This window comes from Alcaligenes sp. LTN-3, assembly GCF_059735605.1.
This window is the reverse complement of record NZ_JCAPDN010000001.1, coordinates 1,680,802-1,698,997: the sequence shown is the minus strand read 5'-3', so window position 1 is coordinate 1,698,997 and position 18,196 is coordinate 1,680,802. Positions and strand designations below refer to the sequence as shown.

At 55.6% G+C, this 18,196-nt stretch carries 13 protein-coding genes; 4 read left to right on the top strand and 9 right to left on the bottom strand.

Annotation, left to right across the window (positions count from 1 at the left end; translation table 11 throughout):
• Genes AC6I6N_RS07880 through AC6I6N_RS07870 form a run of 3 tightly spaced genes read right to left on the bottom strand, consistent with a single transcriptional unit; the run spans position 1 to position 5,617 of the window.
• Positions 1 to 1,434 carry an efflux transporter outer membrane subunit gene (locus AC6I6N_RS07880; RefSeq protein ID WP_497943381.1) on the bottom strand — a complete coding sequence of 478 codons (1,434 nt, stop codon included), beginning with the start codon at positions 1,432 to 1,434 and terminating at the stop codon, positions 1 to 3.
• On the bottom strand, positions 1,431 to 4,547 hold the full coding sequence (locus AC6I6N_RS07875) for a MexW/MexI family multidrug efflux RND transporter permease subunit (protein ID WP_497943380.1): 3,117 nt from the start codon (positions 4,545 to 4,547) through the stop codon (positions 1,431 to 1,433). The genes AC6I6N_RS07880 and AC6I6N_RS07875 overlap by 4 nt, the downstream gene beginning before the upstream one ends.
• A complete protein-coding gene (locus tag AC6I6N_RS07870) occupies positions 4,544 to 5,617 on the bottom strand; it encodes an efflux RND transporter periplasmic adaptor subunit (RefSeq protein WP_497943379.1) in 1,074 nt (357 codons plus the stop codon). Before AC6I6N_RS07870 ends, AC6I6N_RS07875 begins: the two co-directional genes overlap by 4 nt.
• A gap of 331 nt (positions 5,618 to 5,948) precedes the next feature.
• Here AC6I6N_RS07870 and soxR point away from each other — a divergent pair, with 331 nt between their 5' ends.
• On the top strand, positions 5,949 to 6,425 hold the full coding sequence (gene soxR / locus AC6I6N_RS07865; RefSeq protein ID WP_094197470.1) for a redox-sensitive transcriptional activator SoxR: 477 nt from the start codon (positions 5,949 to 5,951) through the stop codon (positions 6,423 to 6,425).
• On the opposite strand, the gene AC6I6N_RS07860 is transcribed toward soxR, so the two are convergent.
• From AC6I6N_RS07860 to AC6I6N_RS07840, 5 genes are all read right to left on the bottom strand, one after another.
• Positions 6,422 to 8,413: a BCCT family transporter gene (locus tag AC6I6N_RS07860; protein ID WP_125277661.1), complete on the bottom strand. Its 1,992-nt coding sequence runs from the start codon at positions 8,411 to 8,413 to the stop codon at positions 6,422 to 6,424. The two genes, soxR and AC6I6N_RS07860, sit on opposite strands and share 4 nt — an antisense overlap.
• Before the next feature lie 85 nt (positions 8,414 to 8,498).
• Positions 8,499 to 9,365, bottom strand: a complete 867-nt coding sequence (gene pdxK, locus AC6I6N_RS07855) for a pyridoxine/pyridoxal/pyridoxamine kinase (protein WP_094197468.1) — start codon at positions 9,363 to 9,365, stop codon at positions 8,499 to 8,501.
• Positions 9,362 to 10,084 carry a glutamine amidotransferase gene (locus AC6I6N_RS07850; RefSeq protein ID WP_094197467.1) on the bottom strand — a complete coding sequence of 241 codons (723 nt, stop codon included), beginning with the start codon at positions 10,082 to 10,084 and terminating at the stop codon, positions 9,362 to 9,364. The genes pdxK and AC6I6N_RS07850 overlap by 4 nt, the downstream gene beginning before the upstream one ends.
• Positions 10,085 to 10,116: 32 nt before the next feature.
• Positions 10,117 to 11,169 carry a 2Fe-2S iron-sulfur cluster-binding protein gene (locus AC6I6N_RS07845; protein WP_094197466.1) on the bottom strand — a complete coding sequence of 351 codons (1,053 nt, stop codon included), beginning with the start codon at positions 11,167 to 11,169 and terminating at the stop codon, positions 10,117 to 10,119.
• Positions 11,166 to 12,119, bottom strand: coding sequence for an AurF N-oxygenase family protein (locus AC6I6N_RS07840; protein ID WP_094197465.1), 954 nt, complete (start codon positions 12,117 to 12,119; stop codon positions 11,166 to 11,168). Before AC6I6N_RS07840 ends, AC6I6N_RS07845 begins: the two co-directional genes overlap by 4 nt.
• Before the next feature lie 663 nt (positions 12,120 to 12,782).
• Between AC6I6N_RS07840 and glyA (AC6I6N_RS07835) the strand changes: the two genes are divergently transcribed.
• Entirely contained in the window at positions 12,783 to 14,078 is a 1,296-nt protein-coding gene (gene glyA / locus AC6I6N_RS07835) for a serine hydroxymethyltransferase (RefSeq protein WP_094197464.1), read from the top strand.
• A gap of 12 nt (positions 14,079 to 14,090) precedes the next feature.
• On the opposite strand, the gene pdxR is transcribed toward glyA (AC6I6N_RS07835), so the two are convergent.
• On the bottom strand, positions 14,091 to 15,596 hold the full coding sequence (pdxR, locus tag AC6I6N_RS07830; protein WP_094197463.1) for a MocR-like pyridoxine biosynthesis transcription factor PdxR: 1,506 nt from the start codon (positions 15,594 to 15,596) through the stop codon (positions 14,091 to 14,093).
• Positions 15,597 to 15,721: 125 nt separating this feature from the next.
• On the opposite strand from pdxR, the gene serC reads away from it, so the two are divergent.
• Both serC and glyA (AC6I6N_RS07820) read left to right on the top strand, forming a co-directional pair.
• Positions 15,722 to 16,804: a 3-phosphoserine/phosphohydroxythreonine transaminase gene (gene serC, locus AC6I6N_RS07825; RefSeq protein WP_497943378.1), complete on the top strand. Its 1,083-nt coding sequence runs from the start codon at positions 15,722 to 15,724 to the stop codon at positions 16,802 to 16,804.
• 72 nt (positions 16,805 to 16,876) lie between these two features.
• A complete protein-coding gene (gene glyA, locus AC6I6N_RS07820; RefSeq protein WP_108727841.1) occupies positions 16,877 to 18,166 on the top strand; it encodes a serine hydroxymethyltransferase in 1,290 nt (429 codons plus the stop codon).
• Positions 18,167 to 18,196 lie beyond the last annotated feature (30 nt).

Below are 18,196 nucleotides of genomic sequence, written 5' to 3'. Positions count from 1 at the left end.
CTACTTTGTCGGGCTCGGTGCCGCTACTCCCCAACCCAAAGCCTGATACAAGGCAATCACATTCAGGTACGAGCCGGTTTCCGCCATTGCCAGCTCTTGCCGGGTCTGGTTCAGGCTGCGCTGATTTTCCAACACTTGCTGATAGGCCCCAGCGCCTATTTCATAGCGCGTCAAGGCGCGCTCATGGGCATTTTCCAGGTGTGACGCCGCCCGTGTCAGGCTAAGCAGGCTCTCTTGATGTTGAGTCAGCCTTTGCAAAGAGCCCTGAATTTCTTCCTGAGCTTGCAGCAGCACTTGTTGATAGTGCAGGCGTGATTCATCAGCCACGGCTTCCATGCCACGCAAGCGCGCTCTGGCATGACCCAAGCGCAGGGCAGGCCATTGCATGGCGGGTGAAACATCGAAGGCGCGGGCAGCATGACCCAGGTCGCTACCCCTCAGAGCAAAGAAGCCGATAAAGCCAGCCAGATCCAGACGGGGGTACAGCTCGGCGGTGGCGGCGGCCACTTCGTGCGAACTGGCCAGGATTTCCTGTCGAGCGGCACGTACGTCAGGCCGGTTGAACAGCATGGCGTTGACGTCCCCCAAAGGCAGGGAGGCGGCCAAAGGTGCCTTGGCGCTAGGCAGCGGCGTATCAATACTCTCGGCTTGTCCGCCGCTTAGCACCTGGATACGCAAACGAGCCAGCTCCAGATCGCTGCGCAGTTGAGGCACTAGGGTTTTGGCTCGTTCCAGACCCGCCTGGGCATTGTCCAGATTCTCCGGCAGTTCCCGGCCCAACGACACACCAGCCTGCACCAGCTTGATGGTTTGTTCCCAACTGCGTACATCGTCCGCTGCCAGAGCCAGTCGTCGTTGCAAACCCTGTGCTTGCACATATTGACGCGCCAGTTCAGCGGCAATGGCCTGGCGAGTCAGATCCAATTGATCTGCACTGGCCTCGCTGCGAGCCTGGGCAGAGCGGGCTAATTGTTCCAGACGACCGAACAGATCAATCTCCCACGTGGCCTGCATGCCCAGGCGCCAGTTTTCGCTAATGCCGTGGTCAATGGAACCGTCTGCTGCGGCAAACTGTGAACCGCTACGGTTGTAGCTGGCGTGGGCCGTGACGGCCGGCAGGCGGTCGTGCTGGCGCTCGTCGATCAGGGCGCGGGAGGCCCGCCAGCGGGCCTGTGCCTGGGCAATATCCAGATTGTGATCCAGGGCCTTGGCAATCAGGGCGTCCAGTTGCGGGTCTTGCAGCAAGGTCCACCAGTTTTCGCCTTGTTCGGTGGTTTGGGCGAACTGACTGTTCCAGTTGGTGTCGGCCAGGCTTGGGGCGGTGGGAATGGAGGTGTCCAGTCCCACGGCACAACCGCTCAGGATCAGGCTGGGGATCACCAGTCGCAGAGCACGCGCCACAGGCGCGAGCCTGTTTGATAATGGTGGCGTCATGATGAGTGTTCTCCAGTCGAAGGGCGCAGGGCCTGAGCCAAATCGCGCGCCCGTGGGGTGTCTGCTTGATGGGCGTGATCACGCGCCAGCAAGGTATACAAAGTCGGCAGGATAAACAGAGTGAAGACCGTGCCAATCAACATGCCCGAGACCAGCACCACACCCAGACCAAAGCGGCTGTTAGCACCCGCACCGGAGGCAAACAGAAGAGGCACCAGACCAAAGACCATGGCTCCGGTTGTCATCAGCACAGGGCGCAAACGAATGCGGGCGGCTTGCAAGATGGCTTCGGGCTTTTTCAGGCCCTCTTTGAATTGCAGTTCATTGGCAAACTCCACCATCAAGATGCCGTGCTTGCTGATAAGACCAACCAGCGTTAACAGGCCTATCTGGGTGTAGATGTTGAGCGTGCCTAATCCCAGGGCCAAAGGCAGCAGGGCACCGCATAGAGACAAGGGGACGGTGACCAAAATGATGATGGGGTCCACCAGGCTTTCGTACTGCGCGGCCAGCACCAGATAAATCACCACCAGTGCGGCCAGGAAAGCCCACACCAGAGACTGACTTTCCTGGGTAAATTGGCGCGATTCGGATTGCCAGTCATGCGTAAAGCCTGCCGGCAATTGCCGGGCGATGTCGTCCAGATAGCCCACCGCTTGTCCCAGCGTCACGCCCGGAGCGGGAATGGCTTGCAGCGTGGCCGAGTTTTGCTGGTTGAATTGGCGCAGGCTGTTCGGTTCTACTTCGCTGTGAATTTGGACCATGGTCGACAAGGGCACCAGCTCGCCATTGGCACTGCGTACAAACTGGCGTGTCAGGGCTTGAGCCGTCAGGCGCAGTTCACGCTGGCTTTGCGGAATGACGTCGTACGAGCGGCCATCCAGCGAGAAGCGGTTCAGGTAGTTCTCGCCCACCAGTACAGCCAAAGAGTCGGCAATATCACGCAGGCTGATGCCCATGCTGGCGGCTTTGCTGCGGTCAATTTCCACGCGGGAAACGGGCTTGTTGTAGTCCAGGTCGCTATCCACTACAACGAACAAGCCACTTTCACGGGCTTGCTGCTTCACCCATTCCATCGTGTCGTACACCGTGCGGTAGTCGCCGGGACTGCGCAGTACCAGTTGTACCGGCAGCCCGCCGCTGGAGCCGGGCAAGGGGGCAAGCTGGAAAGCAAAGATGCTGCTGCCGGGAATCGCGCTGACGCGTCCTTGCAGTTCGCCCTGTACGGCACTGGCATCGCGCTCGCGCTTGCTCCAGTCCTTCAGGTTGATCCCGCCAAAGCTGGCGGCTGGGCCATCGGTGCCCATAATCAGCCAGGTGCTCTCGGTTTCGGCTACGTCACGGTACGTGTCATCCAGCAGCTTGCCGTCGCGCTCGGCATAGGCCAGATTGGCGTTTTGAGGGGCTTTCACGGCTGTCAGCACGCTGGCCTGATCCTCAATGGGAGCCAGTTCACTGTGCGTCATTTGATAGAGCACGGGCAGGCTGATAAAGACCAGCAAGGCGACCGCGCCGGTAATCCAGCGATGACGCAGGGAGCGGGCCAGCAAGTGGCCATAGCGGGCCGACAGACCACCAAAGAAGCTCTCTGCCATGTGAGCCATGCGGCCTTCATCTTGCTGGGAGGGCAGCAGCAAGGAACTCATCACTGGGGACAAGGTCAAGGCTACAACCCCGGATACCAGCACGGCACCGGCCAGGGTCAGGGCAAACTCCTTGAAGAGTGCCCCAGTCAGGCCACCCATCAGACCAATCGGGGCATAAACCGCAGCCAGCGTCAGTGTCATGGCGATTACAGGACCAGCCACTTCACGCGCGCCCAGCAGGGCGGCCACCACGGGCGAACGCCCGGCGGCAATATGACGGTGTACGTTTTCAACCACCACAATCGCGTCGTCCACGACCAGACCAATAGCCAGCACCATGGCCAGCAAGGTCAGCAAGTTGATGCTGAAGCCAAAGGCCAGCATCAAGGCCGCGGCTCCCAACATGGACAAGGGAATGGTAGCCAGCGGAATCAGCACGCTGCGAAAGGAACCCAGACACAGATAAATCACCAGCACCACGATAATCATGGCTTCGGTCAGGGTCTTCAGTACTTCATCAATTGAGGCTTGAATGAAGCGGGCGGTTTCAAAAGCCAGGGCCACTTCTACGCCGGGTGGCAAGGTCGCTTCAATGGCAGGCAGACGGTCACGAATGCCTTCCACAATGCGCAAGGGATTGCCGCCGGGAGTAGGGAACAAACCCAGGTGAATCGCGGGCAGACCATCCATCAAGGCACTGGTCTCAGTGGCGGCGGCACCCAGTTCAACCTTGCCTATGTCGCGCAGTCGTACCAAAGAGGTGCCGTCTTCGCGCACGATCAGGTCCTGGAACTCGGCCACGCTGGTCAGGTCCGAGTTGAGTTGGATGTTGCTCAAGACATGCTGGCCTTTGACCATGCCGGGAGCGGCCTGATAGTTGTTGGCGCGTACAGCCTGGGCAATATCGGCAGCAGTCAGGCCATAGCCAGCCATGCGGTCCGAATCCAGCCAGAGTCGCATGGCCAGTTTTTGGCCGCCAAAGGTCTGGATCTTCGCGACGCCATCAATGGTGGAGAACATGGGTTCCACCACGCGGGACAGATAGTCGTTCAGCTCCGGGATGGAGATCGACGTCGTGGAAAAGCCCACATAGGCCACGGCGGTGGAGTCCCCGGAGGAGCGCTCCACAACCGGGTCATAAGCGCCTTCAGGCAGGCGATAGCGCACCTGGCTGACCTTGCTCATGACTTCGGTCAGTGCCTGGGTGGAGTCGCGGTTCAGCTCCATGCGCAAGGTCACGACACTGCGACTTTGCACGGAGTGGGAGGACAGATAATCCACCCCTTCCACCGAGGCCAGTGCCTGGGCGATAGGTTGGGTGACGAAGCCTTGCATCAGCTGTGCAGAGGCGCCGGGGTACTCGGTGGTAATCGTGATGGTGGAGTTCTCCAGCAGGGGATACTGCCGGATGGGCAGCTTGTCCAGAGAGAACAGACCCAACATCAGGAGCAAGGCACTGACCACCAGGGCAAGAACCGGCCGACGCACGAACAAGTCGGTAAAACCGGGACGGGAGGCGGTGTTCATACGGGCTCCTTGTCCTTGGCGGTCTGTACCGTGGAGCCGTCCTGAATCTTGATCTGACCGGCGCTGACCACCTTGTCGCCTTCTTTCAGGCCCTCAAGGATCTCGACATGCTCATCCCACTGCTCGCCAGTTTGTACGGCTACGCGTTTGACCTGCCACAGACCTTGATCCTTGGGGGAGGCCACAAACACGGTCTGGCCGTAAGCGGTGTAGGTCAGTGCGGTTTCGGGCACGGTCAGTACGGGGGCTTCGGCGGGGCGTTTCAGTTGAGCGCGGGCGTACATTCCCGCTTTGAGGCGATTACCTGGATTGGGGAGTAGGGCTTGCAGGCGCACCGTGCGCGAAGCACCGATCAAAGGATCAACAGCGCTGATTTCAGCCTGGAAGTTTTCACCCGGCCAGGCGTCAACTTGCACCAGCAAGGTCTGGCCCACGCTTAAATCAGACAGATTTTGCTCGGGCACCGTCAGGTTTACGCGCAATTGGCTGTCATCGACCAGACTGGCAATAGCTTGGCCAGGTTGCAGGTAGTGGCCCTGGTGCAGGCTGGTGATACCGATGCGGCCCGAGAAGGGAGCGGTAATCTGCTTCAAGGCCAGCTCAGCACGTTGATATTGCAGTTGAGCCTGGGCTACCGCGTGATCAGCCTGGGCCTGATCCAGTTGCTCCTGGGTTGCGGCTTGCTGTTCTTTTAACTTGCGCACCCGCGTCAGTTGAATAGCGGTCTGTTTGACTTGCGCCTGCTCGCGGCGCACGCTGGCTTGCTCCAGTTCGTCATTAAGCAAGACCAGAGGCTGGCCGGCTTTGACGTGCTGTCCGGAGGTGAAATCAATCTTGCGAATACGACCACTGGTCTCTGCGCTCAGCGACACTTGCTGCCAGGCTTCCAGTGCACCGACGGCATGTAAAAGACGAGGGGCGGTTTGGGACTTGACGCTGGCCAATTCGACAACGGCAGGGGGATAGCCGCCTGCTGCTTGAACTTCTTGTGAGGCTGGCAGCAAACGCCAGCCTATGGCCAATACGCCGGCCACAATGGGAATCATGATCCAAGTACGACGCGAACTCATGCTGCTGGACCTCCTGTTGGGCAAGAGAGCCACAGGGGCTGTCTGTTCGGAAGCGTCCAGCCGAATCGCTGATCGCTTTGTGACCAGTCTTCGGGCTTGAAATGGATGGCTGCTGCAAGCGGCTTGCGGGCTTGGGTTGCCAGGGCAGTGTTGATTGTGCTCTGGCCAAGCACGGACTGCCGAAACCATGACAGAGGTCCGGCAAACATAGTCCAAATGAGGGGAGGCATGGCAGGTTCCTGTGACAATAAAGAGGCAGCCGATATGGCTTGCCTTAATTAGGTACCTGGACTATAAAACCTCAAGTTAACTTTAGGTCAAGGGGGTGGAAATGGCGAAAACAGTGGATTTCACGCGTGCGCTGACGGTGGGAGAGGTGGCCAGGCGCAGTGGCGTGCCCGTGTCCACGGTGCATTTTTACGAGGCGAAAGGTTTGATTGCCAGTACCCGTAATAGTGGTAACCAGCGTCGCTTTGATTCGGTGGTTTTACGCTACATAGCGATCATTAAAGTGGCGCAGCGTACCGGAATTCCTTTGGAGGAAATTCACGAGGCCTTGCAGGGTTTGCCACCGGGTAGCAGACCGTCCAGCAAACAATGGCGGGCCATGTCCAGCCGCTGGCAAGACAGTTTGAATGATCGGATTGAGCAGTTGACGCGATTGCGCGATGAGCTGACCCACTGCATTGGCTGTGGGTGCTTGTCCATGAGTGAATGTCCCTTGCGTAATCCGGCCGATATCCTGGGCCAGCAAGGGCCCGGCCCCCAGATTCTGGAAAGAAAGCTGGAGGCCGGATCAGAGGTTTAGGTCGGGTCGGGCGACTGTGCGTACAGAGCGGTCGCCTCGGAGGTGACCAAGGCCTGATAGCGCTCGAAGTGGTTCAGGATATCGTTAATGACCTGGCTGGAGGACAAACCCATCAAGTCATAACCCCGACTGCCGTCCGCAAACACGGTGCGTATCTGCCATTCCTGAGGATGTGCCTGCTCGTTACGGGCGGCTGCTGCCGTAAAGCTGGCAACTCGACGGGCACGCAGTTCCACGCCATAGACGAAGTTGCGCTGGTTATCCGCCTGAATCGTCAGTTGAGCGGTATCTTGATCGCTGGTTTCCAGGCTGACATTCAGATTGCGCTTACCTAGTTCGTCGGCCACCGCCTGCAGCGCAGGGATAACGGTCGCGCCCATAAAGCGACGAGCATCCCGTCGATTGGGCGTGTGCAAGATGGTCGAGAGCCGATGACGCCAGGACACTTCCGAGCCCGGTGCTGGGCCGGACATGGGGCTTTGGCGACGCATACGTGACATATCCGCTTTCATGCCTTTGAACAGTCCCAGTATCAGCAAAAAGACGATCACAGCAAAAGGTAGGGCGCTGACCAAAGTGACAGTTTGCAGCGCGGTGAGACCACCGGCCAACAAAAGCAAGGCAGCGGCGACACCTTCCAGCGTGCACCAGTAAATCCGTTGCCATACAGGAGCGTCTTCTACGCCACCGGCTGCCAGTGTGTCGATCACCAGGGAGCCGGAGTCTGCTGATGTGATAAAGAAAATGGTAACCAGCAGTACCGCCAGAGCCGAGGTGACACCAGGCCAGGGCAGGTATTCAAAAAACTCGAACAAGGCCACAGAGGCGTTATTGGCTGCATCTTGAGCCAGTTGGCCAGCGGCAACCCCCATATCCAGGAAAATAGCTGTGTTACCAAATACGGTCATCCAGAAAAAGGTGAACACGGTTGGAACCAGCAAGACCCCCAGGACGAATTCGCGCACGGTACGACCGCGTGAGATGCGGGCGATGAACATGCCGACAAAGGGCGACCACGCAATCCACCAGGCCCAGTAAAACAGGGTCCAGGCTTTCATCCAGGTTTGCTCTCGGAATGCTTGTGTACTGAATGAGCGAGCGAAAAAGTTATCCAGATATCCGCCAATATTCTGTACAAAAGCATTCATTAAAAAGGAGGTGGGGCCGACAGTCAGCACAAACAGCATCAGACACACGGCTACCAGCAGGTTCAGCTCGGAAAGGCGCCGAATGCCCACATCCAGACCACTGATCACCGATAAGGTCGCCAAGGCGGTGACACCGATAATGAGTGTGATCTGTAACCAGGTCTCTTGAGGCCAGCCAAACAGGTATTCAAGCCCTGCGTTGATCTGTAAAACACCGAGACCCATGGAGGTGGCGATACCAAACAAGGTGCCGCAGACAGCAAAAATATCAACGCTGTCGCCAATCCAACCCTCGATGCGCTTGCCAAACAGCGGGTATAGGCCCGAGCGAATCGTCAGTGGTAGGTTGTAACGAAAACAAAAGTAAGCCAGTGATAGCCCGACCACGGCATAGACCGCCCAGGCATGCACCCCCCAGTGAAAGAAGGTGATGATCTGTGCCTGATGGGCTGACGTGGTTGTACTAGCCAGCCCTGAAGGGGGGGCCGAGAAGTGTTGCAGCGGCTCGGCCACGGCAAAAAACATCAAGCCAATACCCATGCCGGCGGCAAACAGCATGGCCATCCAGGTCAGGTAAGGGTAGTCAGGCTCAGAGTCATCGGGCCCTAATTTCAAATTGCCATAGCGGCTTAAGGCCAGATAAACCACCGCAAAGAAAAATAAGGCGACGGCAAGGATGTAGAACCAGCCGAAGCTTTTGATGACCCAGTCTTGCAACTGTTCAAAAATAAGCGCGGCGTCTTTAGGGAAAATGATCCCGATCAGCAAGAAAATCAGGACGATAAAGGTAGATCCCCAGAACACCCGTGGATGTAGCGTGCTTCTAAAAGGCAGCCCCATGTCATGCTCCGTTTGTAACTAAGAGGGCACAGCTTAACGAGAACGGCTGACAGTTGAAAGTCTTGTTAGATTAAGAAATATTTGCTCAGGCTCGGAAAGGATCTATGGGCAAAATTAATTCCTGATGTCCGGCCTGCCGTGTCAACTCCAACTGGTGCAGCACATTGGCACTGGCTGTATGAACAGCAGAATGCAGGTCTGCGCCCAATATCAGGTGAGCCAACAAGGTGGCGGCAAACAGATCGCCGGTGCCTTTGGCCGCACAGTCGACGCGTGGATGGCTAAGCAGCGTGTCGGCACGTGGTTCTTTGCGAGACATTAATAATTTGATCTGGCCATCTTGCCAGGATTCGGGGGCGGCACTGGTGGCAATGACCCATTCGGTACGGCCATTCAACAGGCCGTGAGCCGCGCTTGAGCTGGCCTGAATACTGTCACAAGACTGTTGAGACAGTAAGGACAACTCGTAGTTATTGGGTGTCAAGCCCGTAGCCAGCGGCAATAAGGTCTGGTGATAGACGGGGATCAGAGCCGGGTCTACATAGACGCCTACGTCCAGATCGCCAATGACCGGGTCCACAATGACCAGAATGTCGGGGTGCTCTTGCAGTAGTGCTTTTAACCAGCGCGCAATGATAATGGCCTGATTGGCGCTGCCCAGATAACCGATCAGCACAGCGCGCACCTTGTCCAGCGCACCGCGCAAGACCAGATCGTTCAGAAAGCCTTCTAGCCACTCATCGGGTACAGCACCGCCGTGCACCGTGGGGTATTGCGGGTTGTTACTAAGCAACACGGTGGGAACGGCGGCTACTTTAAAACCGTGTCTACGCAAAGTCGGGCCGGCAACATTGTTGCCCACCCGACCGTAGACGACTTGGGACTGAATCGAAACGACATCCACATGGTAGGGATGTCGTTCACGATCAACAAACGTTACAGCAGTGTTCATGCAGCACAATCAGCGGAACTGGTTTGTTTAAGTTGGCTGAGCCAGTCGGTCAGGACCGTAGCGGCAGCGGCGTGTAGGCGCTTTTGTACCGCCATGGCTTCCAGACGCAGCATTTGCGGGTCGATATCCGCTTGGCCCAGTTCGTTGGCATGACCAACCAGCCAGCGCTCCAGCTTGCTGGTGTCGGCTTCCAAGTGAAATTGCAGGCCCAATACCTGGGTTCCAAAGGAGAAGGCTTGGTTGGGGCCCACATCCGTGCTGGCCAGGTGAATGGCACCGTCAGGAATATCGAACTGATCCCCGTGCCAGTGCAGGACAGGAATACCGCTAACTGCGGACAGGGGCGATTCTTTGCCCGCATCAGTCAGTTTCAAGGGAGAGAAACCGATTTCTTTCACACCCAGTGGATACACATTGGCTCCCAGGGCACGCGCAATCAGTTGTGCGCCCAGACAAATGCCCAGCAAGGGTTTGCCAGCCAGCAGGAATTTGTTGATCAGCTCCAGCTCATCGGAGAGAAATGGGTAAATCTTTTCGTCGTAGGCGCCGATTGGCCCGCCCAATACAACCAGCAGGTCAGCGTCCTGTTCACCCACGTGGCGCAGTGACTCGACGGAAGGGTCAATGTATTGAACTTGGTAGCCCTGCTCGATCAGAACAGGTTCCAGTGTGCCCAAGTCCTCAAAATGGATATGACGCAGTGCGATGACTTTCTTCATAGGGGGTTCTTTTAATTCAGATGGTAAGGATGTCAGCTCGTGGTACCAATGTCTACATTCATGGCGCCCGATAGGGGGAAGGTGCAACATGCCAGAGCATGACCTTGCGCCTTGTCCTGGTCGCTGAGGCAAAAGTCCGGTTCAGAGCGGTATTCGCCCTCCGAGATCTGTACCCGACAAGCACCACAAATTCCTGAACGACACTGACTGCGGATAGGGACATCGGCCGCTTCCAGCATTTCCAGCAAACTACTGCCGGGTTCGGGTGAGAGCGTCTGCCCTGTGCTGCGTACATTGATTTGCAAGGGAGCGCTGCCTGCTTCAGGCAGGATTTCCACACCGGACTTGGCAGGCGGGGAAAAAGCTTCAATCAACATATGCGAGATGGGATGCGCTTGAATCGTGTATTCGCGCAAGGCCTGGGCAAAGCCATGACTGCCGCAAATCACAACAGCCTGCGGGTCTTTCAACTGCTCCATGTTCTCAAAGGAGGGACGTCCCACTTTGAAATGCGCGCTTTCGCGGATTTTTTCTTGCGTGACAAACACCGTCAGTGTGAACCAGCTGGTGCTCAGATCCAGCTGCAGCAGTTCGTGCAAGAAGGGGATGTCGGCAATACGAGCAATACTGAGCAGCAAATGTACTTGTGGTACTGGCAAGCCATCCTGGGCTCGCGCCGCCAACTCACGCAGCAAGGCAATGGGCAGGGTAATGCCAATGCCGCCTGCGATCATGGCGATACGCTCATAACCCACAATAGAGTCCACCGAAATATCACCCGCCACATATTGCAGGGGCACGCTCATGCCCTCACGCAAGGTGGCGTGCAAATGATCGGAGACACTATTGCGGCCCGAACCTTTTACGGCAATTTCAATCAGGTCTGGATCAGCCATACGGGTGATCGAGTACATACGCTGTTGAATGGTGCCGCCGGTATCGGGGTAGCTCAGGGCGACATGCTTGCCCGCCCGCAAGGCGCTCAGAAAATCGAAGTGTTTACTTTGAACGCGCAAGGTGAACACTTTGACGTTTCCGGCCTCGGGGCGAACGGTCTCGCAGCGCGCCTGAATCGTGGCTGTCATTGCAGCGCCTCCTGTTGCTCGGCTTGGGCTTGTGCCTGCCCCGATTTGCTGTTCAAGCCAATGCGTTCGATCAGGCTTTCAACCGAACCGGTGTACACGCCAATCTCGTTGGAGTCGCCCGTATCGTGCAGGATGTCGCGAGCATTGGGGAAGTTCACCATGGAGAACACTTTTTCCCAGGCGCCCATTTCATTGTTGGCGAACATTTCCACGGTGCGCAAAATGATGGCGCGCATGTGTTCACGCTCTTTCTGGCTCAGGCCGTGAATGATGTCCGAAGCGACAAAGCTGAACACGCTGGAGTGGCTCCATTCGTCCATGGCATGGGTGCGAGTGACTTCATGGCACACGGTCTGGATGCTCTTGTCCTCGGCCATGGTTTTCAGGTAGTCGGTAATCAGGGTCTCGGACGCGCAGGCAATGGCAAAGCGGGTCAGGCGACGTTCGGATTCGGAGCTGCACTGGCTCAGGATGTCATTGCGCCACTGCACCAGGTTGAAGTTGGTGAAGTCCAGCGGCTGCAGGCCGCGCATGGAATAAATGTAGTTGCACGCCATGATCGACATGCGGGTGTGCAGGGCCTCGTCCAACAAGGCTTGGGACATGACATCTTGCAGCAGATTGCGATTGGAGCTTGGGGGCGGCGTTTTGATGATGTCTTCGCAAGAAGGGGTAACCACGTTGCATTCAACGTAAATGGTTTTAAGGTTGTAAATACCCCAGGCATAGGACAAGCACTGCGATTTTAATTCCTCGGGGGCTTCCAACCAGGCCTGATGCTCACGGAAAGGCAAAAGGCATTCGCTGAAATCCGCCTTGCTGGGGTCGAACGCCAGATTGTTGTAGTCCGGCAGTTCCTGATTGACAGCGGCCCGGTTTTTCCAAAGTACAGACAGCTTTTGCAGCATATTACGTACGGCGTCATCAGTTTCGTAGCTTTTGATTGTCATTTCAAACTTCCTTGCTGTTGATTGCGATCTGTTCGAAATGAACAGGTCGTTTCTGTATTTCGCCTATCTCTATTTCCAAATGGAAATCCGCAGGCTTAAAAGGATTTGCCGGTCCTTATGAGCAAGGCCCAAAAAAACCCGTCATCGAGTCTCTCAAGTCTTGGGGATCAGCATGGTTGAACTGCCGTTAAAGCAATGGCGTTTCCTGTGGTTGTGGGGAACTGGGGATGTTTCTGTCGTTTGCAGATTAAAAAGAGTGATAATCTGTTTGAGCGAATAGAAGTATGGCTGTTGAGTATTCGTTGGCTGCATTCTAATGATCCTATGACAATAAATGACAGACCATTTCAAGATCATTTAACAGACCACTTAAAAGCAGAAAATAAAATCCCGTTTTAATTCTTGATAAGAATGATCGGGATTGGCTTTCTGGCTGTGTTTCAGAGGGTTTTTAATTATTTATGCTTTAAATGTTTATTTAAATAACAATAATAAAAAGTGGTCTGGTGAATAAAGTTTTATTGGACTGCTTAATAACTTGATAAACAGAATAGGATGTGTATCTTTCGCCCTTGGAGCCATCAGGCCAGGGTTGAGTTTTTCTCTCGTGCCTGAAAAGCAGCCACGGTTGTAAAAGTAGCCAATCTTTGAACAGGAACTCCCATGAAGAGTCTTGCCGGTGGCGACACCCCCCACCAGCCTCTGGTGGGTTCGCAATTTCTACAGCAAAGTGATCGCAATCTTTGGGACATCATCGAAGCCGAGCGGGGTCGGCAACAACACACCATTGAATTGATCGCTTCCGAGAACTACCTGAGCCGAGCCGTTTTGGATGTGCAAGGTTCCTTGCTGAGCAACAAGCAGGCGCAGGGCTATCCAGGACAGCGGATCTACGGCGGGTGCGAACAAGCGGATCAGACTGAAGAGCTGGCTATCGAACGGGCCAAAGCGGTCTTTGGGGCATCCTATGCCAATGTGCAGGCGCACTCAGGCAGCCAGGCCAATTTGGCGGTATACCTGGCCTTGCTCTCACCTGGGGATACTATTTTGGCGCTGGATCAAAGCGCGGGTGGCCATCTTAGCCATGGTTCGCATTTCAATGTATCGGGCCGCTGGTTTCAGACCTGTTCGTATGGAGTAGATCGTCAGACCCAGTGGGTGGATATGGATGAAGTGCGTGCCCTGGCGCACAAGGAGCGCCCAAGGCTGATAATTGCCGGGGGCTCGTCTTATGCACGAACCCCGAACTTTGCCCAATTCAGAGATATTGCTAACGAGGTCAATGCCTATCTGATGGTGGATTTGGCGCATAGTGCGGGCCTGGTCGCAGCGGGTTTGATGGACTCGCCGGTCAAACATGCACACGTCACCACTTTTTCCACTCACGGCACATTACGGGGTCCGCGTGGCGGCATTATCCTGAGCAATGAACCCAAGCTGGCCGAGCGCTTGAGCCAGGCCGTGTATCCAGGCTTGCAAGGCGGACCCTTGCTGAACATTATGGCTGCCAAGGCGGTGGCTTTGGGTGAGGCGATGAGCCCGTCCTATAAAGCCTACGCCCAGTCCGTCATCAATAACGCTCGCAGCTTGTGCCGCCGCTTGTCCGAGGGCGGGTTGACGGTGGTGTCGGGGGGAACAGACTGTCATTTTGGTGTGGTGGACCTGCGCCCCTGGGATTTGTCTGGCCCTTTGGTGGAGCGGGTGCTGGCTCAGCTAGGCATTAGTTTGAGCAAACACCGGGTGCCTTATGAGCAAGACAATGCGGCGTATTCGGGAGTGCGCGTAGGCAGTGCTGCTTGTACCACTCGTGGTTTAGGTGAGGATGATTTCAAAGAAATTGGCGACATGATTCTGGCTTTGCTGGGCGGTGTGCGTAGTGGCTCACGCAACCCACGTACCGAAAATGCCATTCTGGAAGGGGTCGCCGACCTGAATCGACGATACCCCTTGATGTACTGATACCCGGCTCCTTTAGCCTTTGCCCTGACGTAGGGCGTTGGCCAGACGCAACATGGCTGACTCGATTTCATAAGCGGTCAGAGACGCATAGCCCAGTAACCAGCCCTGTTGTTTTTCCTCACCAATGTACAGACGGCTCAAACCTGGCAGTTGAACCCCGGCACTTAAGGCGCGGCGCAAGGTGTGCTCCTCTGACCAGCCCGGCTCCAGAAAGCAGGGAATTTGCAAACCACCTTCGGGTCGGGCAGCACGAACAATGCCTTGCAAGTGCTGCTCGATGGCTTCCAGCATGATTTCCCGTCGTCCTGCGTACAACTTGCGCATGGCGCGAATATGAGAGTTGTAGTGTCCGTCTTCCATAAAGCGGGCCAGCGTCAGCTGCAGGATTTGCGGTGTGTGGCCGTCCATGATGCTGCGTGCCTGGGTAAAGGGTTTGACCAGTTCGGGCGGCAGCGCCATATAGCCCATGCGCAGGCCCGGATACAGGGTTTTGCTGAAGGTGCCTAAGTAAATCGTGCGCTGGTATTTATCCAGACCCTGCACGCATGCGGTGGGCAGCCCGTCGTAATGAAACTCGCTGTCGTAGTCGTCTTCCATAATCCAGCGGCCATTTTCTGCCGCCCAGTGGATGAGTTCCAGACGGCGTTCCAGGGACATGGTGGCCCCGGTGGGGTACTGGTGCGAGGGTGTCACATAAATACAGTTCGCGCCGCTTCGGTCCTCATTGAGCAAATCGGTGCGCAGCCCTTGTCTGTCCACGCCAATGGGCACCACACGGGCCTCGGCCGCTTCAAATGCTTTACGGGCACCGAAGTAGCCGGGGTTTTCAACCAGAATGGGCTTGCCGGCATCGACCAGTAATTGCGCGCACAGAAATAAGGCTTGGCGTGTGCTGCTCAGAATCAGAATCTGGTCGGCCGAGACTTTGGCGCCACGCTCCAGATTCAGGTAGACGGCAATCGCTTTACGCAGGGACTCGGTGCCTTGCGGGTCACCGTGCAGCAGGATGTTGGCCCGATAGTCTTTCATGGCCTGACGTTGCAGGCGCTCCCAGACATCGGTGGGGAAGTTGCGGGTTTCCGGCAAGCCGGTGGCAAAGGCTTTGATAGTTTGTTGATCAGCAATGCCGCCGCTTTCAAACACGGCGCGACCGCGACGGCTTAAACCGGTGCCCGGTTCCATCACACTGCGTTTCAGATCTTGAGCTTTGATACGACGGTAGGCGCTGCCACGCAGCTCGGTGCCTACTGATTCGGAAACATAGCTGCCCGAGCCTTCACGACGCACGATAAAGCCGTCGCGGTGTAGCTGAACATAGGCGTTTTCAACGGTATCGCGGGCCATGCTCAGGGACTTGGCCAGGGAGCGTGTAGCAGGCAGCTTGACCCCGGGGCCCAGCGCGCCATCCAGAATCAATGCCCGCAAGGCACGCTGGATGCGCTGATGGAGATCCAGGGATTGAAGTTCGTCATCGTTAAGACGCATCTTCAAGGTATCCAGTTCAAACGAACGCGTCATGCGGTCTGCTCCAGGGAATATTAATGGTCTGACTAGTCAGACCATTGTGCTCGTAGACTTGATTGTCATTGCCGAAATAGGGGGGCCTGTTTCGGCGTTCAGGTTTGTACAGGATCTCAACAAGTATGTCCCGACCCTTTAATTTCAGCGCAGGGCCCAGCGCCTTGCCGATGGATGTTCTATTGCAAGTACGAGATGAGCTGCTTGATTTTGCCGGCACAGGAGTCTCTGTGATGGAAATCAGTCATCGTTCCCAGCCTTTCATGGATTTTGCCCATCGTACTGACACCGCTGTACGTCGTGTTCTGGCTGTGCCATCGGACTATCACGTCTTGCTCCTGCAAGGGGGGTCGTATCTGCAGTTCTCTCAAATCCCGATGAACTTGTTTCATCAAAAAAAAACAGCAGACTATATACATACAGGGTTATGGTCGGAACAAGCCGCCAATGCTGCTAGGCAATATGGGGAAGTAAGAATCATAGCGAGTTCTTATGAAACTGGATTTGATCGTGTTCCGGAAATTAATGAATCTAATATTAATCTGGATGCAGCGTACTTGCATTACACAGAGAATGAAACCGCACAGGGCTTGCAATTTTCAAAACCACCCGTTTCATCTATTCCATTGGTATGCGATGCTTGCTCCAGCTTGATGTCAAAACCGCTTGACATCTCGGCTCACGATTTGATTTACGCTTCGGCCCAGAAAAATATGGGTATCGCTGGTGTGACAATGGTATTGCTCAATCCTGCTATTTTAGACAAGCCTTTAGCGAGTACGCCACAGGTGTTGGATTTTTCCATTCAGGCAAAAAAGCAATCCTTGCTCAATACCCCTTCTACATTTTCCTGGTATGTCTTGGGTTTGACTCTGGAGTGGATTGAGCGAGTAGGTGGAATAGACGTGTTGTATGAAATAAATAAGAAAAAAGCACAACATCTCTATGGCGTCATTGATAAAAGCAATGGTTTTTATACCAATGGCGTTTGGCCTGACGATCGATCCATCAATAATGTGCCATTTCATATTGCTGAAACTAATTTGGAAGATTTGTTTGTGAAAGAAGCCCAGAAAAATGGTTTTCACGGTTTGAAGGGCCATCAATCAACAGGAGGCTTGCGCGCCAGCATCTACAACGCCGTCACCTTGGACGCGGTACAGGCGCTGGGAGCGTTCATGCGTGAGTTCGAGCGCACGCACGGTTAGGGCGTGGGCCTGCTTTGCAAAGTGGCCAGGCAAGTGGCCGCAACGTGGATAGAATTTTTTTAAGGAAAAGCGATGTACGACAACACTCTCAGCCTGTCCGATTTTGACAAGGAATTGGCCCAGGCCATCCAAGGCGAAGAAAGCCGCCAGGAAGATCACGTAGAACTGATTGCTTCGGAAAACTATGCCAGTCCCCTGGTTATGCAGGTTCAGAACTCCGTGTTTACCAATAAATATGCCGAGGGCTACCCGGACAAGCGTTACTACGCCGGTTGCGAGTTTGTGGACGTGGCTGAACGTCTGGCAATCGAGCGCCTGAAAGCCGTCTTCGATTGTGACTACGCCAACGTACAGCCTCATGCCGGAGCGCAAGCCAATACCGCTGTGTTCCTGGCCTTGCTCAAACCAGGCGATACGGTCATGGGAATGAACCTGGCCCAAGGCGGGCACCTGACACACGGCAACCCGATCAATATTTCCGGCCGTCTTTACAATATTGTTCCTTACGGAGTTGATATCCAAACCGGGCTGATCGATTACGACGAAATGGAGCGCATTGCTATCGAGACCAAGCCCAAAATGCTGATTGGTGGCTTTTCCGCGTATTCGCGTGTGAAGGACTGGGCCCGCATGCGCCAGATCGCCGACAAGGTGGGTGCCTGGTTCTGGGTGGATATGGCCCACGTGGCGGGTCTGGTGGCGGCAGGTGAGTACCCCAGCCCTCTGCCATACGCGCATGTGGTGACCAGTACGACCCATAAAACCCTGCGTGGCCCACGTGGTGGTGTGATCATGGCTAAAGGGCAGAGCGAGGATTTGTACAAACGCCTGAACTCGGCTGTGTTTCCTGGCGTGCAAGGGGGTCCCTTGATGCACTTGATTGCAGCCAAAGCGGTCGCGTTCAAAGAAGCCCTGCAGCCCGAGTTCCGGACTTATCAGCAAAATGTGGTGCGTAATGCCCGCGCCATGGCAGCGGTACTGATGCAGCGCGGCCATAATATCGTGTCAGGCGGTACGGATAATCACATGATGCTGATTAACTTGTCGGCCAAACCTTACACCGGTCAAGAGGCCAGCGATGCCTTGGCAGATGCCTACATTACAGTGAACAAGAACTCGGTGCCTAATGATCCGCGTTCGCCCATGGTGACCTCAGGCATCCGGATCGGAACCCCCGCTGTGACCACGCGCGGCTTTACCGTGGCCGATTGCGAGCAGTTGGCACACTACTTGTGCGATGTGCTCGATGCCTATGAGGCAGGCACGCTGGATACGATCAAGCACGAGATCCGTGAAAAAATCGTGACCTTGTGTCGAAGCTATCCGGTGTATCAAGTGCAGACAGAACCGGCGCAGTTGTAATTCAATGAAAAAGCCCAGTCATTAGCATGA